This window comes from Corynebacterium drakensteinense (assembly GCF_041224285.1).
GTDB lineage: Bacteria > Actinomycetota > Actinomycetes > Mycobacteriales > Mycobacteriaceae > Corynebacterium.
Map to the genome: position 1 here is coordinate 14,821 of NZ_JAXOFP010000025.1, position 14,094 is coordinate 28,914.

Consider the following 14,094-nt stretch of genomic DNA (forward strand, 5'->3'; position numbering starts at 1 on the left):
GCCATGAGCAAAACAGCGGAAGAAGTGGCAGCGAAACTCCAGGAACCTTTGACTCGTTTGCGAGTTTTGTATGATCGCATCGCTAGTCACTATTCGTTGACCCCAGCACAGATGACGATCATGGAATTTCTGTACAAAAATGGTGCGAGCCGCATTAGCGCAGTCTCTGAAGCCGAAGGCATCCGGATGCCCACCGCATCCAACGCCTTGGTGCAGTTAGAACGCCGAGAGCTCATCCGCCGCGTCCGAGACAGCGTTGATCGTCGTGGAGTAAAAGTTGCCCTGACCAACTTGGGCAAGTCCGAATATGAAGGTGCGCGTGAAGCACGGCAGAAAACTTTAGCGACGCTTTTCGACCACCTCGATGAAGAAACTCTGACGAAGGCCTTGGAGCTTTCCGACATCATCGTCGAATTAGCTGAGCGATACACTCCGTCGAAGCAAAACGAACTACACTAAGGTTTCATGGGTTGCATGGCCACTGATTTTGCCGCTACTGGATCGTCGACAAGCAAGCGGCGATCTGTACATATTCTCGTCGCGTGGAACCCAACTTCTTCTGGGCACGAAGCCATCTCTTATGCTGCCTGGCTTGCACGCTCCATGCCCGTCAAAATCCGCGTGATCTCTATCCTGCTGCGGCCGTGGCCAGCAACGTCGCTGGCAAAGCTCGGCGGGAAGTACCAGAAATCATTCAAAAAAGAGGCTAAGGCGTGCGCAACTGCCGTCGAGCAAGCCCTGACTGCGGCCGAAGTTGATCCGCAGCATTGGGACGACAAAGTTTCCGTGCTTGCCGACGGCTCGTCTCCCGCCCCAATTTTGAGCGAAGCAGCGAAGGATTTCGACGCTGACCTCGTCATCGTTGGTTCTAGCGCCTCGACCCCCAAAGGGCGTTTTCATACCTCTTCCACGACCTCGGCGTTGCTGCATTCTTCCCCCAGCCCCCTCGGCCTGGCACCGCGCGCAACGAAGCTGTCGAAACACGGTATCACCCGCCTCAACTATGCTTTCCTGGAATCCGGCGAAGACACCTCGCAAGCCGGACTGCTCTATGCCGCAAGCTTGGCCGATAGGCTTTCTTTGCCGCTGCGGATCGTCGCGTTTTCTCCCACCGGTATCGTGGACATCCCAGTGACAATTAAAAAATCCTTGGTGCAAGATCTCACCGATCAATGGCACGAAAATGCCCTGGCGATGCTCGACCGAGCACGGGATCGCATCATGGACTGTTTCCCCGATATCACCGTCGAAACCGGCATCGGTTCCGGCGATGGCTGGAGTGGAGCGATCGACGCACTGAAGTGGAAGAAAGGCGATCTGTTGTGCCTCGATTCCAGCGATGCCGGGCCATCGCCACGTGTATTCATCGGCTCGCCGACATCAGAGTTTTTGCAGCATATCCGCGTTCCTGCCGTCGTCTTGCCTGCTGGATACCAGCAAGAACAGTTCATGGCACAGCCCTAGACTGAACATAAATCCCTAGACTGGGAGTATGTCTGCCACATCAAATTTCTCGCATCCAGAAAACGATCTCTACGATGACGATCCCTCACGGTTTCGGCAGAATCCCCGTAATTTAGACGAGCTCGCCCATAGCCCTGACCCTTACCTGTGCTCCAGCAAAGACGAAGAATCCTCACGGCAAGCCATTCGTTTTCTGGTGTGGGTAATGGTGGGCTCATTCGTCGTCGGGCTCGGCAGCGTGCTGTTTAGTCGTCTGACCGGCGGCGAGCTCTGCGATTCCGGTGAGGCTGCCTGGTTATGCACCGAAGCCGCACATATTTGGTGGCCGATCGTGGCTTGGACCATCCCATTTTTTGGAATGATCATCTGCGCAATCTTGCTGGTGCGCAAGCTGCGAGCAGGTTTACGCTGGCGCACCTGGATGGGCGTGATGTGGGTACTCGTGCCCAACGCGATGTTTTGGGGGCTGGCCGCGGTACAAATCCTGGCGGTCCAGCCGAGCTAACGCAGAAGGTGCGCGGCTAACCCTGCTGCGCAGCGACGGTCTCGGCAACTTCCTGACAATCCGTACGCCCACAATGCGCAGTACGCGGGTCGGCATAGCAATCGTCGCAAATCAGCACCTGCCGGCGGCAGGTGTCTTCATTGATGCAGTTATTGAACTTGTTGTTGCCCACCCCGCAGTGGATACAGTGGCCGAGCTGCACAAAGTTCGGATCATTTTCCTGCCCGAATTCCATGTGCATGCGTTCATCAAAGACATACAACGAGCCTTCCCACAGGCCCTTGTTGCCATATTTTTCGCCGTAACGCACGATGCCACCGTCGATCTGATAAATCTCGGAAAAACCACGGTTTTTCATCAACGACGATAAAATCTCGCAGCGGATGCCGCCGGTGCAATAGGAAACCACCGGCTTATCCTTCATCCAGTCGTATTTACCGGACTCGATCTCTTTGATGAAGTCATGCGTGGTTTCCACGTCGGGAACCACCGCGTTTTTAAATTTGCCGATCTCGGCTTCCATCGCGTTGCGGCCATCGAAAAAGACGACGTCGTCGCCGCGTTCTTCGACGAGTTTGTTCACCTCTTCTGGCTTCAGATGCACGCCGCCGCCGATCACGCCGTTTTCATCAACCTTCAATTCATCGGCTGCATTAAAAGCCACGATCTCATCGCGAACTTTCACCGACAAGCGTGGGAAATCCTCGGCGCCGCCGTTGGACCACTTGAACGACATGGAATGAAAACCATCGTATTCGCGGGTGCGCTTGCGGTATTGCTTACACGCAGCAACCGTGCCGCCGACGGTGCCGTTGATGCCGTGTTTAGAGATGAGGATGCGGCCCTTCAGCCCCAGCGACTCACACAAAGCCTTCTGCCACAGCATCACCGCCTGCGGGTCTGCGATTGGGGTGAACTGGTAATACAGCAGGATTTTGGATTCGAGAGATTCGCTGCGGCTAGTCATAAGCCGCATTTTAATAACCTGTCAGGAGTTTTCCTAAACGCTGCAGAAACCACTAAATCTTGTGGTAGAGACCTTTGCGCCAGAACACCGGTTCGCTGCTCACCCGCACGCCGAGGTTGCGGAAGATGGCCTCGTCTACAGACCCGAGAATTGTGGTGGTGTGCACTTCGCAATTGCGCAGGTTCTTCAATTCGGCCAGGGCAGCGCGGGCATCGGCGGAATTCGCCGCAGAAACCGACAGGGCAATCAGCACCTCATCGGTGTGCAACCGCGGGTTCTTCGAGCCCAGGTGCTGGGTTTTCAGCGTCTGAATCGGCTCGATGGCCTCTGGTGCCAGTAGCAAAACGTCGTCAGAAATACCGGCGAGGTGTTTCAGCGCATTCAGCAGCATGGCCGCAGAACATCCCAACAAGCTGGAGGTTTTACCGGTGATGATGGTGCCGTCGGCAAGCTCAATGGCCGAGCCCGGCTGCTCGCTATCCTTCGCCACCCGGCGCGCAGGAGCGATCACCGCGCGGTCAGCGACTTCCACGCCCGCTTTGTTCATCACCACGGCCACGCGCCCGGAAATTGTGTTATCAAGTTCCTCGGTGCGTTCAGTGACCAGCGCCTTGAAATAACGGCGGATGATTTCCTGCCGGGCGGCCTCCTGGCAGACTTCATCGTCACTGATGCAATATCCGACCATGTTCACGCCCATATCGGTCGGCGACTGGTACGGCGAAGCTCCGACGAGTTTTTCCAGCAAGCGCTTGAGCAGCGGGAAGGCTTCGACGTCGCGGTTGTAATTGGAGGCTTTCTTGTCGTAGGCGGACAGGTGGTATGGGTCGATGACGTTGGCATCGTCCAGGTCCGCGGTGGCTGCCTCATAGGCAAGGTTGACTGGATGCTCGAGTGGCAGGTTCCAGATCGGGAAAGTTTCAAATTTGGCGTAGTTGGCGTTTACGCCTCGCTGGTGCTCGTGGTAGATCTGCGACAGGCAGGTGGCCATCTTGCCGGATCCGGGCCCGGGTGCGGTCATGATGATCAGATCGCGGGAGGTTTCTGCGAATTCGTTGCGTCCAAAGCCATCTTCGGACACGATGCGATCGGCATCAGTGGGATAGCCCGGGATGGTGCGGTGGCGGGAAACCTTCAGCCCCATGCGGTGCAGGCGTTGGATGAAGGCTTCTGCCTGGTGGTTGCCGTCTTCCAGCTGGGTGATCACCACGTTTTCCACCAAAAAGCCGCGCTCGCGGAACACGTCGACCAGCCGCAGTACGTCGTCTTCGTAGGTAATGCCGAGGTCCGCGCGGATTTTATTGCGCAGCAGGTCCTTGGAGTTCACGCAGATCATGATCTCCAGATCATCTTTCAGCTGCTCCAGCATCGCGATCTTGTTGTCCGGGGTAAAACCCGGCAGCACGCGTGATGCGTGCATGTCGTCGAAAAGCTTGCCCCCCATTTCAAGATAAAGCTTGCCGCCGATTTCTTCCCGTCGAGCGTTGATGTGCTCGGATTGGAGTTGAATGTACTTCTCTCGATCAAACCCGATCTTATGCGCCATTGTGCCTTACTTTCTCTCGCGAGGATCCCCCGCGTGCAGCCTCGAAAAATCTATGACGCATGACTAGTATACGCGCCTTCGCTTGCCGGCTAGCAATAGCTGTCGAACGATAGGCCAACCCGCTGCTATCCAGCGCCCAGCACGAACCCGGCGCACGCGCACCGCTAGGCTAGAGGCATGCCTGAAGGACACGTCATCCACCGTCTTGCCGACGAATTCACCCGCATTTTTGGCACCCAGCGTCTGCATATCACCAGCCCACAGGGCCGTTTTGCCACGGAAGCAGCGCTTGTCGACGGCTCCCGGCTCGAGCGCGCGGAAGCTTTTGGCAAACACTTATTTTTGCACTTCGACGCCGCGTCCGACGAGCACATCATCTATATCCACTTGGGCCTGATTGGGCACTTGCGTTTTGAGGATCGCGAGAAGGTCTGGGGGCAGATCCGATTGCGCATCGAAACACTTGCCGACGACAGCGGGAGCTCGCACCACCTGGCGGCGAATCTGCGCGGCCCGCAGTGGTGTCGGCTGATCACGGACGAGGAATACGCCATCGCCGTCGGCAAGATCGGGGAAGATCCTATACGCGATGATGCCGATCCGAAGCAGGTATGGACGAAGGTGCAGCGTTCGAAGCGCAGCATCGGCTCGTTGTTGATGGACCAGAAGCTGTTTGCGGGGGTGGGCAATATTTATCGTGCGGAGGTGTTGTTCCGGCATCAGCAGTCGCCGTTTACTCCGGGCAATGCGATTGACCGCAGCGTGTTTTTCGCTATGTGGGAGGACCTGGTGGTGCTGATGCGCCAAGGCGTAGTCGACGGCGAGATTAATACGGTGCGCGATGAGCACACCCCGGAGGTGATGCACCGCCCGGCGCGTGACGACGAGCACGGCGGTGAAGTCTATGTTTACCGGCGCGCGGGCGATGATTGTTATGTCTGCGGCTCGGATATCGCGATGAAAGCCTACGAGGGGCGCAATCTGTTTTGGTGCCCGACTTGCCAGGCTTGATCATGTGAGCGCAGCTTCCCACCACAGGCTTCGGCTGGCGCGGTTAAGCTGGGTTTATGTTCGCTTATTCTGCTGACCAGATCCGCGCTGCGGAAAAAGCACTCATGGCCCATGAGGTTGCCGACGACGAGATGATGAAGCTCGCCGCCGCTGCTGTAGCCGATACCGCTCTAGATATGTTGCGGGCGCAGTCTAGGCGCACCCCCGCGCACCAGGAAACGCCTAAGCAGGCTACAGGCGGGCGCGACATGCAAGCGCCGGGGGCTGCAGACGTAGTGGTTGCTGTCGGCCCCGGCGGTAATGGTGGCGATGGTTTGTTTGCCGCCACGCATTTGTTGTTGGCGGGCTACCGTGTGCAGGCGGTGCCGGTGTCTACGCGTGCCGACGGCACCCCAAAGGTACACCCTGCTGCGTGGCAGGCCTTCCGCGCCGCCGGTGGCGAGCAGGTTAGTGCTCGGGAACTGGTTGCCGCTGCGAAGACGGCAGCTGCAGCGACGACACCGGGAGCTGCGACAGCACCTGGGCCAGCGACAGCACCGGCACTGATTATCGACGCGATCGCTGGTTTATCTGCAGGCCGCGGACTTTCCGGTGAGATCGCCGAGTTCTTTTCCGCGCAGCGCCGCGCCGGTACCGATGTGCTTGCCATTGATGTGCCTACCGGGGTGCACTGCGATACTGGCGCCACGGCTCCAGAAATCACAGCCGCTGAAACCACCGCCCGAGAAGCAACATCTACGGCTGCAAGCGCAAATCAGGATGCGGCAACTTGTGAGCGCCGCCCCGGCGATAGCTATGTGCGTGCGACGGTCACGATCTCCTTTGGTGCTGGTCGCTTGGCGCACGCGGCAACACCTGCGTGCGGGAAAGTCGTGATCGCCGATCTGCAATTGCCACAGGGCCCACGTTCGTTTGCAGAAGAACTTGCGCACCAAAACTCTGCAGAAAGCAAAGTTACAGAAAACACCAACGCCGGTGCCAGCTCCAGTAACAGCACCAGCACCGGCTTCGAGCAGGGCACCGTCGAGTTTTTCCAGGTTCCAGCAATCGCAACCAAGGTTCGGGCGTCGGCAAGCGGCAGCGCAACGGAACCACCACAAGCACCAGGTGTGCCGGAATTCCAGCATGGCACAGTCGGCGTCGGCAGCGGCCCCGGAAACCTCGAACCGCAGCCAGCTGGGGACAAATATTCCTCGGGTGTGGTTGGTGTGTGCGCCGGCTCGGCGGCATATCCCGGCGCGAGCATTTTAGCTACGGCCGGTGCCATCGCCGCCACGCCGTCGATGGTGCGGGTGATTGGTCCTGCCGAGCTCACGCGTGATGTGGTGCGTGCGCATCCGGAAGCAGTCACGCACGCCAGTGTGCGCACCGCCGGACGGGTACAAGCCTTGGTTGTTGGCCCAGGGCGCGGAACAGATATTTCCGCCGCATTGGAATTGGAACATGCACTGCGCGGTTCGCAGCCGTTGGTGTTGGATGCCGACGCCATCACGTTGTTAGCGGCTAGCGCGCAGTTGCGGGAGCTCCTGCGCGACCGGGCAAGCACTAGCCCGGTGCTACTGACCCCGCATGATGGAGAGTTCCAGCGTTTAGCAGACGCGCTACCTGCGCCGGATCAGGATGCTTCTGCAAACGACGCCACCGACCGTTTGCGCACTACCCGTGCCCTGGCGGCACAACTCAATGCGTGGGTGCTGCGCAAAGGGCGGATCACTCTGATTGCCAGCCCTGACGGCAGGTTGGTGTCAGTGAATACGGGTTCTTCGTGGGCTGCCACGCCTGGTTCCGGTGATGTGCTCTCCGGAATTCTGGGAGCTTTCCTCGCCGAGTGGAATGCACCAGCAGCTAAACACAACGAGGAGGCAGCCCAGTCGGGTCTTGCCGACGTTTTCCGACGCGCTGTCGTCGTGCATTCTTGGGCCGCGCAGCTTGCTGCACAAACAGAATTTGGGATGGCGCCGACGTCGGCAAGCGCGATTGCTACCGCGATACCCCGGGCGCTGGCATATTTCTCCAGGCAGTAAGACCAGTAAAGCGAAAACAAGCACTGCTCCGCACACGGGCTGGGGCAATCACCGTTGCACCGCTGGCCTTGTTAGCCCAGGATCAACAGTGTGACCACTGCCGGGGCGTCGGCATGCAAGGCGTGGATTTTGCCTTCGTCGACGTGCACGGCTTTACCCGGAGCGAGTGTGATTTCATCTACGGGCTCGCCCGCATCCGCGTCGCCGATAGTGAACGTGACTGAACCCGTTTGCCCCAGCACCAGGATCGGGCGCGGGGCCTTGTGGTTCGCCATAGTATCACCGGCACGGAAGGATAACCGCACCACGGTGGCGCCTTCTAGCTCGGCGACCTTGGTTACTTGTGGCACCGCACGGGCTTGGCGTGACTGCGCATGGGTGGAGTTCTCATCCTCCTCGTACGGCAGATTGAGGCCTTCTACCAGTTCCCATTCGTGCTCATTAATGCGCATGACAGTTCCTTTGCTTACGGGGGCATTTAGCACCAGCTTACTGCGCCAACTTAGTGCCCCGATTTTCCGGAAGTTATGATCAGATTAACTTAAATTATGAAAGATGGGGGCCAGTATGGTGGCTAGTTCGCAGGTAAATCTTGCCGATTGGACGCAGAAGGCGAAAGACTACGTCGATTCGAAACAGCACCTTCTACTCCCCGGAATAAAACAAAGCACCCCGTGGAGCCAAGAATCATTAAAAGCGTGCGAAAAATGGTTGCTTGCAAACGCAAAAACGATTCCTTCCCCTCGCCGAATTGAATACGAGATGTTCCTTGGAGAAGGTCTACGCAGGCGGTTCTCAGGGCAGTGGGCACATGCTTCTATCTTGGACAAGAAAATTAGCCATGAGCATAATCTACTTGGAATTTATTATCCTCAGCTAGAGCAATTTGATGTAACCGGCTCCCTGCTTGCTAATGCGCTTGCCGCAAAAACAGGAGATTTCTGGGCCTCGGTTTTCCAGTTAAACGAAAGCCTTCGTTTGGCGGGCCTTGTAAATTGAAGCATCCCGGATTCTGCTGCTATAAACCATTGAAATTGGGAGCCATGGTTGAGCCTGCCCCGGCAATTCAGCGTGCGAGGGATTGTTCGGCCGAATGAAAAGAGAGATGTTTTATGGGCGTAAATAGCCTCGTCGTAAGGAATTAGAGAAAGCGATTCATGAATATGCCGACTTCTATAACGAACGAAGAATCAAGCTTGAGTTCGGCAGCTTAAGCATCAATCAACGCCGACGCAAGCTGCTACTCTGAATATTCCTAAAAATGTCCGCATCCCCCAGTTTGCTACTTAGACCTATAACGCAGCCGCCACCAACAGAAATCGAGCGCGTAAAAACTCCGCCCAGCTCTCTACGATAGGCGGAGCTTCAAGCACAAAGATTGATACTATTTTTTATTCCCCTTATCCTTCCGCAAAAACATCAAAGTTATACTTACCGAATAGATAGCGAGAAAAATGATAATAGCTGTAGTCATACTCACACCTTAACAGCAGGCTTTCTTAGTCGCAGCAGTACAGCCCAAGTGAAGTGTCCCAGGTTTTGTTCCGTCTGAGTAGATGGGAAAATCTGGGACACTTCAAACGTTCTGGGTATCAGGTGTCCACCAAACAGGGGGTCAGGTCACCTTTCTGAATATCAGAACCTAGGATCTTCGCTCAAACTTTCTGAGTGCCACGAAAAACCAACGCGCTGTTAGGCTAAAAACAAGTAATTCAGTTATCACTGCAAAAATGAGCCGTTCTGGAGTATCAGCAATCTCTGGCCAGGCAGGCAACGCTACAACCCACAAAATGGATTCAGCCAGGACATCACCTCCCAGAGTCGCCGACAATACCGTGATAAAGATTGACCATGCGATCGTGAGGCCAGCACCGTAGGACACACACAGCACGGTACTTATAGTCACCAGCACGACTCCCGTCGTTGACCACAACACGACAAGCTTCATCGTTTCAGCAAAATTCCCGCCCGCAAACGTATGACAAACTCCTAGTACCATCGCGAGAAATACGAGCAAGATGTAATGCCATATAAGGTAGGAAACACGAGTTTTAGCGTTCTCCAATACAGTGACTCTCCACGCAGAAGACAACAATTTCCAACTCAAGATAGGAAGAAGGCCTGCGCCTAAGGGTAGGACGAAAAATGTATAGAAGCCGCTGATATAGCTTGCTGGATAAAAGACAGCCATCATCCCAAAAACCACTAACACGGCAAATAACAACCACGAAATGCTGCTACGGAATAATGCGATCCCGATGGACGATAAAGCAAGAGCCAGGTTGTCTGGACTATTGCGCCCAGAAAAATCAGGCGAAGCGTATACAGAATCAAGAGAAAACTGTACAGGTGAAATGCTCTGTTGTCGTTGGGCTTGAGTATTTTTCTTATTCGTAACTTTTCTTTGGCGCCCTCGCGCGAAAATTGCCAAGCTAAAAGCAGCAAGCGCCAAGAGGCTATTACGGATAATGCCTTGCAAAGGAGTTTCTTGCGCAAGTAACTCTCCTCCAGTCAAAGGCACCGCATTAGAGTGAACACCAAGCACAGGTAGAAGCAAACGCACAGGCCAGGCTGGTGGAAACAGATGCCACAATGAGGATTCAGATAAAAGAGTTCCGGCTACTTGATACACCACCGCTGCTAACAACGTCATTACAATAGAGAAATACCGTGCAACCAGGCTGAAAATACAAATTGTCGAAATGCTGCACATAAACGCTAGCCCACCTGCAATAAGAAGGGAATTCGCCCCGTCACGGCCATCCATTATTGTTAATGCCCAGGACGACCCAAAGTTCAACAGGTGAAATAATGCAGACACTCCAATGAGAACACCACTACGTGCCGCGCGAGTCGCGTATGGCGACACCGGCCGAACGTCGGTTCCTCCGTATCGGTTAGCTTTTTCCCTATCTTCTGCAAGACCAGCTAATAAAGCCAGGAGCGGAGCAGCCATACCAGTGACGTACATAGCCTGCCAACTCAGCGCACCCGAGGCATCATGATCCCCAGAAGTCCAGAAAGCTAAGGTCGAACTAGTTATACCAATCCACAGACCAATCAGAGGAAACCATTGCACTGTTGATCCTTTTGTGCGAATAATTTCGGCCTGAATAATATAGGATGCTTTCGGCGCACTCTGCGATCGAGCAAACACAGACCTTATTTTGCTCATGATTTTTCACTTCCTTGGGTCATGGCCAGGAAGCGTTCTTCAAGGTGATCTCTTGCTGCAAAATGGCTCAACGGCCCAGAATAAGCACTCTGTCCTTTGGCTAGGATCGTGATGTCATCAGCGAGTTTAGAAATTTCCCCGAGCTGATGGGAACTAACCAAAACGGTACCTTCACACTTCACCCAATTACGTATAAGAATTCGCAGATCTGCGATCCCCTGCGGATCAAGACCGTTTTGAGGCTCATCGAGAATAAGGATAGGAGGGCGTCCAAGAATTGCCATTGCAAGAGCAAGTCGTGCCTTCATGCCAGTGGAAAAAGAACGCGCCTTCTTTCTCCCGGCATGTCCCAGTCCGACGAAATCAAGCGCTTCCTGTGCCTGGAGATCTGGAATATTGAGCAGCTTAGCGTGGACACGGATATTATTTAGCGCTGAGAGGTGACCGTAGAAGGCTGGCCCATTGATGGAGGCACCGATATTCTTCAGACTGTCTCTAGTCCGGGGAGAGCCAAATATTTGGATAGCCCCTTGTCCGCGGTCTTCCAAACCAAGAATCATACGGAAACAAGTAGATTTCCCTGCTCCATTCCGTCCCAGAAGCGCATGGACCCGACCAGGGATTACGTCCATCGAGAACCCATCAAGAACTACATGCCCTGAATAACTAATCCGCAGATCATTACATGAGATTGCAGGTGTTAGTCCGTCTGTCTTAGCCATGACTCTATGATGCGGCGCACCTAAGACAAAAACATCTATCTCTAGGATGCTTTTCACGAAGTCTTGCTACGTCACACGGCGGAATACGGCATCAGCCTAGAGGATGAAGCGAGCCGTTTGTCCGGTTGCTTAATACTGCGATGATTCTTCTGGATTCGTCAAATGGTTTTTGTGTGCCCAGACAGCTAAGCCAACGCGGTCTCGAACTCCTAATTTATTTATCAGCCGAGAAACATATGTCTTGACCGTCGCGGTACCTATAAAAAGAGCACCCGCAATCTCTGCATTCGTCTCCGCACAGGCAATACGTCCTAAAACTTCTTTCTCACGTTCGGTCAGAGAGTTCACTATCTTGACTTCGTCATTAGTGGGTTTACGCTTCCAGCTTGATCTTCGCCGAAATTCCTCGAATACGAAGTTAGTTACATCCGGAGAAAGTATCGAAGCTCCTTCATAAATTCGACGTACAGAACTGATGAAGTTTTCAGGATCAATATCTTTAAGCAGGAACCCGTGAACTCCAACTTCTAGGGCACTTTCCACTAGATTATCGTCGCTAAAGGTTGTTAACATCAGCACCTTAGTATCTTTATGCTCTTTTAAGATCTGCTTTGCAGCTTCCAACCCATTCATTTGTGGCATTTGAATATCCAGCACCGCAACATCAATCTTCCATTGGGAGGCAATCTGAACCGCTTCAATCCCATTTTGCGCTAAACCAACAACTTCAAGGTCTGTTTGAGTACTCAAGATTGTTTTCAAGGCAGAAGCCATCAGCGGCTGGTCATCCGCGATTAGCACTCGAATCTTCATCTCTACCACCGTCTAAATAATTCACGCTTTGCGCGTCCGGGGATATTATCCCAGCAGAATCGGCACCGAAGCTGTTACGGCGAACATATCACCTTCGCGTTTGAAAGTAATCCAGCCGCCGAGATTGGCCACTCTTTCTTGCATACCGATTATGCCACTTCCTGAGCCGTCAAACGATTCGACATTCTTTCCTTCTGATTTGCTTGTAATAGTCAAAGAAATTTCATTAGTGACAAAAGAAATTGACATCTTTATAGTCGTAGAAGTTTCAACGCCCTGGTGGCGAAGGACATTCGTTAGCGACTCATCGATGATTCTGCGTACAGCCAATTGAGTAATTAAAGGCGCAGATTGTACAAGTTCCTGCAGCTTTTCTGGAGATGGCAAATCAGCGTGTATTTTGAGTCCAGCTTTCGAAAAATTCTCTAGCTGAGAATGCACATTGCTTAAACCAGTCAGGCCTTGATCTTGGCTTTTACTAGTGTTGTCTCTCAATGCTCGGACAATCCCGCGAACTTCCACTAACGAATCAGAACTGATTCTACGAATATTCCTTAGAGCTTCCTCTTGCGCGTTGTTGCTTTTATCAGCAGAGGTTTTCCCAGCTATTTCTCCTGCAGATGCTTGGACATTAATTAATGTCAAACTATGGGCAAGGATATCGTGAATTTCTCGCGCAATCTGCATTCTTTCTTGGTCTTGGATTTTTCTTAATTTCTCTAGATTTGACTGTTCCTTTATTCTTCTATCGAGTTCCCGTTGCTGTTCTTGTTTCCGTTCAGCCCGACCGAACTGCAGGACTATGGAAAGCGCGAGCCACTGTACTAGAAGCCACGAGATGGCTTGTTCGAGGCTACGGTAGGCCATTCCGGCAGGCCCAAATTGCCACATGACTGGAGAGATAACGCAATAGAGGAAAGCTAGCAGTGCAATACCAGTCACCCACCTTTTACTGTCAGATTGTCGCGAAACTCGATATACGGCGACAGGAAGAAACAAGAAGAAAGGGGTTAATCCCAGGTTAGTTGGGAGTGCAGTAATCCAATTAAAGGACCATGCATAGAGAATCATCACCATCAAGAATGAGGACAATAGGGGTTTAATCCGCCAGAAAAAGCTGACGGGTACAAAAGCAACAGCCAAAGCAGCTTGAATAGATCTGTGGAGTCCCCCATCAAACGCTATAGAGACATAAAAGAGAGCCAAAAAGAGCACCAATAAAGAAAACATCAGTTCCCAAGCTTTCAAGGGGATTTTCTGAATCATTACGATGTCCTCGCTTCGGTGGGTTAACGTCAAAGAATGGGGAGTTGATCCTTCACCGCTATCGTGGGGTTGCTCGCTCCAACACTAGTGAAGCTTATCCCGACTCTGTTCAGTTGACTCGGGTGAAGTGAAATGTCTCAGGCGTTGTTGCCTCTGAGTAGAAGGGAAAATCCGGGGCACTGCAAATTCAGCCAGGTTGTTAAATAATATCAATCCTATTTACTTAGAATTATTTGTCGCGGGTAAAGAGGGCACGATCGTCTAAAATCAAGACCTCGATTCTTTCTGTACTCACTGGAAAGACACTGACGGCCCGGTAACGCTGCTCCGGCACCATGGAGGCCGTTGTGCCCTACCGAACAGCGAAATAGAGACACTGGAGAAGCAACTCCTAAATTTTGTTACTGACTAAGGCGAAGAAGACAAACCGAAAATGGTGTCTGCGGTGGATCAATCGCAGACACCAGACCTAGTGCATCTACCGATGGGCTGAAGTGTCCCAGGTTTTGTTCCGTCTGAGTAGATGGGAAAATCTGGACCATGCCCAAAAAATTTGACCAGGATGCCAAGGACCGTGTGGTCCGTCTCGTGGAAGACCGCA

13 protein-coding genes and 1 pseudogene are annotated in these 14,094 nt (G+C 53.4%); 7 read left to right on the top strand and 7 right to left on the bottom strand.

Going from position 1 to position 14,094, the window contains the following annotated elements; all coding sequences use genetic code 11:
- Positions 1-3 precede the first annotated feature (3 nt).
- Genes U1140_RS10690 through U1140_RS10700 form a run of 3 tightly spaced genes read left to right on the top strand, consistent with a single transcriptional unit; the run spans position 4 to position 1,969 of the window.
- A complete protein-coding gene (locus U1140_RS10690) occupies positions 4-459 on the top strand; it encodes a MarR family winged helix-turn-helix transcriptional regulator (RefSeq protein ID WP_369847811.1) in 456 nt (151 codons plus the stop codon).
- Positions 460-474: 15 nt separating this feature from the next.
- Positions 475-1,464, top strand: coding sequence for a universal stress protein (locus U1140_RS10695; protein ID WP_369847813.1), 990 nt, complete (start codon positions 475-477; stop codon positions 1,462-1,464).
- 28 nt (positions 1,465-1,492) lie between these two features.
- The gene (locus tag U1140_RS10700) at positions 1,493-1,969 is read left to right on the top strand and encodes a hypothetical protein (RefSeq protein ID WP_369847815.1); all 477 of its coding nucleotides are present in this window, start codon (positions 1,493-1,495) and stop codon (positions 1,967-1,969) included.
- Between the two features lie 16 nt (positions 1,970-1,985).
- Here U1140_RS10700 and trhO read toward each other — a convergent pair whose 3' ends face one another.
- A complete protein-coding gene (gene trhO / locus U1140_RS10705; protein WP_369847817.1) occupies positions 1,986-2,936 on the bottom strand; it encodes an oxygen-dependent tRNA uridine(34) hydroxylase TrhO in 951 nt (316 codons plus the stop codon).
- A 52-nt stretch (positions 2,937-2,988) separates the two neighbouring features.
- On the bottom strand, positions 2,989-4,482 hold the full coding sequence (locus U1140_RS10710) for a DUF1846 domain-containing protein (RefSeq protein WP_302501715.1): 1,494 nt from the start codon (positions 4,480-4,482) through the stop codon (positions 2,989-2,991).
- A gap of 177 nt (positions 4,483-4,659) precedes the next feature.
- Between U1140_RS10710 and U1140_RS10715 the strand changes: the two genes are divergently transcribed.
- Positions 4,660-5,493 carry an Fpg/Nei family DNA glycosylase gene (locus tag U1140_RS10715; protein WP_369847820.1) on the top strand — a complete coding sequence of 278 codons (834 nt, stop codon included), beginning with the start codon at positions 4,660-4,662 and terminating at the stop codon, positions 5,491-5,493.
- A gap of 56 nt (positions 5,494-5,549) precedes the next feature.
- On the top strand, positions 5,550-7,517 hold the full coding sequence (locus U1140_RS10720; protein ID WP_369847822.1) for a bifunctional ADP-dependent NAD(P)H-hydrate dehydratase/NAD(P)H-hydrate epimerase: 1,968 nt from the start codon (positions 5,550-5,552) through the stop codon (positions 7,515-7,517).
- 71 nt (positions 7,518-7,588) lie between these two features.
- Here U1140_RS10720 and U1140_RS10725 read toward each other — a convergent pair whose 3' ends face one another.
- Positions 7,589-7,969 (bottom strand): cupin domain-containing protein, encoded by a 381-nt coding sequence (locus U1140_RS10725; protein WP_239265985.1) that lies wholly within the window; start codon positions 7,967-7,969, stop codon positions 7,589-7,591.
- A 103-nt stretch (positions 7,970-8,072) separates the two neighbouring features.
- Between U1140_RS10725 and U1140_RS10730 the strand changes: the two genes are divergently transcribed.
- On the top strand, positions 8,073-8,516 hold the full coding sequence (locus U1140_RS10730) for a hypothetical protein (protein WP_369847824.1): 444 nt from the start codon (positions 8,073-8,075) through the stop codon (positions 8,514-8,516).
- A 145-nt stretch (positions 8,517-8,661) separates the two neighbouring features.
- A pseudogene (locus tag U1140_RS10735) lies at positions 8,662-8,766 on the top strand (hypothetical protein); the annotation flags it as partial.
- Between the two features lie 393 nt (positions 8,767-9,159).
- On the opposite strand, the gene U1140_RS10740 reads toward U1140_RS10735, so the two are convergent.
- From U1140_RS10740 to U1140_RS10755, 4 genes are all read right to left on the bottom strand, one after another.
- Positions 9,160-10,692 (bottom strand): ABC-2 family transporter permease, encoded by a 1,533-nt coding sequence (locus U1140_RS10740; RefSeq protein WP_369847826.1) that lies wholly within the window; start codon positions 10,690-10,692, stop codon positions 9,160-9,162.
- Positions 10,689-11,414 (bottom strand): ATP-binding cassette domain-containing protein, encoded by a 726-nt coding sequence (locus tag U1140_RS10745; protein WP_369847832.1) that lies wholly within the window; start codon positions 11,412-11,414, stop codon positions 10,689-10,691. The genes U1140_RS10740 and U1140_RS10745 overlap by 4 nt, the downstream gene beginning before the upstream one ends.
- Positions 11,415-11,543: 129 nt before the next feature.
- Positions 11,544-12,227 (bottom strand): response regulator, encoded by a 684-nt coding sequence (locus U1140_RS10750; RefSeq protein WP_018120564.1) that lies wholly within the window; start codon positions 12,225-12,227, stop codon positions 11,544-11,546.
- Between the two features lie 45 nt (positions 12,228-12,272).
- A complete protein-coding gene (locus U1140_RS10755) occupies positions 12,273-13,493 on the bottom strand; it encodes a sensor histidine kinase (protein WP_284873545.1) in 1,221 nt (406 codons plus the stop codon).
- Positions 13,494-14,094 lie beyond the last annotated feature (601 nt).

Coding starts and splice junctions, on each gene's coding strand:
- U1140_RS10725 (WP_239265985.1), bottom strand. CDS start 7,969: ATGCGCATTAATGAGCACGAATGGGAACTGGTAGAAGGCCTCAATCTG.
- U1140_RS10690 (WP_369847811.1), top strand. CDS start 4: ATGAGCAAAACAGCGGAAGAAGTGGCAGCGAAACTCCAGGAACCTTTG.
- U1140_RS10695 (WP_369847813.1), top strand. CDS start 475: ATGGCCACTGATTTTGCCGCTACTGGATCGTCGACAAGCAAGCGGCGA.
- U1140_RS10755 (WP_284873545.1), bottom strand. CDS start 13,493: ATGATTCAGAAAATCCCCTTGAAAGCTTGGGAACTGATGTTTTCTTTA.
- U1140_RS10740 (WP_369847826.1), bottom strand. CDS start 10,692: ATGAGCAAAATAAGGTCTGTGTTTGCTCGATCGCAGAGTGCGCCGAAA.
- trhO (WP_369847817.1), bottom strand. CDS start 2,936: ATGACTAGCCGCAGCGAATCTCTCGAATCCAAAATCCTGCTGTATTAC.
- U1140_RS10730 (WP_369847824.1), top strand. CDS start 8,073: ATGGGGGCCAGTATGGTGGCTAGTTCGCAGGTAAATCTTGCCGATTGG.
- U1140_RS10750 (WP_018120564.1), bottom strand. CDS start 12,227: ATGAAGATTCGAGTGCTAATCGCGGATGACCAGCCGCTGATGGCTTCT.
- U1140_RS10745 (WP_369847832.1), bottom strand. CDS start 11,414: ATGGCTAAGACAGACGGACTAACACCTGCAATCTCATGTAATGATCTG.
- U1140_RS10710 (WP_302501715.1), bottom strand. CDS start 4,482: ATGGCGCATAAGATCGGGTTTGATCGAGAGAAGTACATTCAACTCCAA.
- U1140_RS10700 (WP_369847815.1), top strand. CDS start 1,493: ATGTCTGCCACATCAAATTTCTCGCATCCAGAAAACGATCTCTACGAT.
- U1140_RS10720 (WP_369847822.1), top strand. CDS start 5,550: ATGTTCGCTTATTCTGCTGACCAGATCCGCGCTGCGGAAAAAGCACTC.
- U1140_RS10715 (WP_369847820.1), top strand. CDS start 4,660: ATGCCTGAAGGACACGTCATCCACCGTCTTGCCGACGAATTCACCCGC.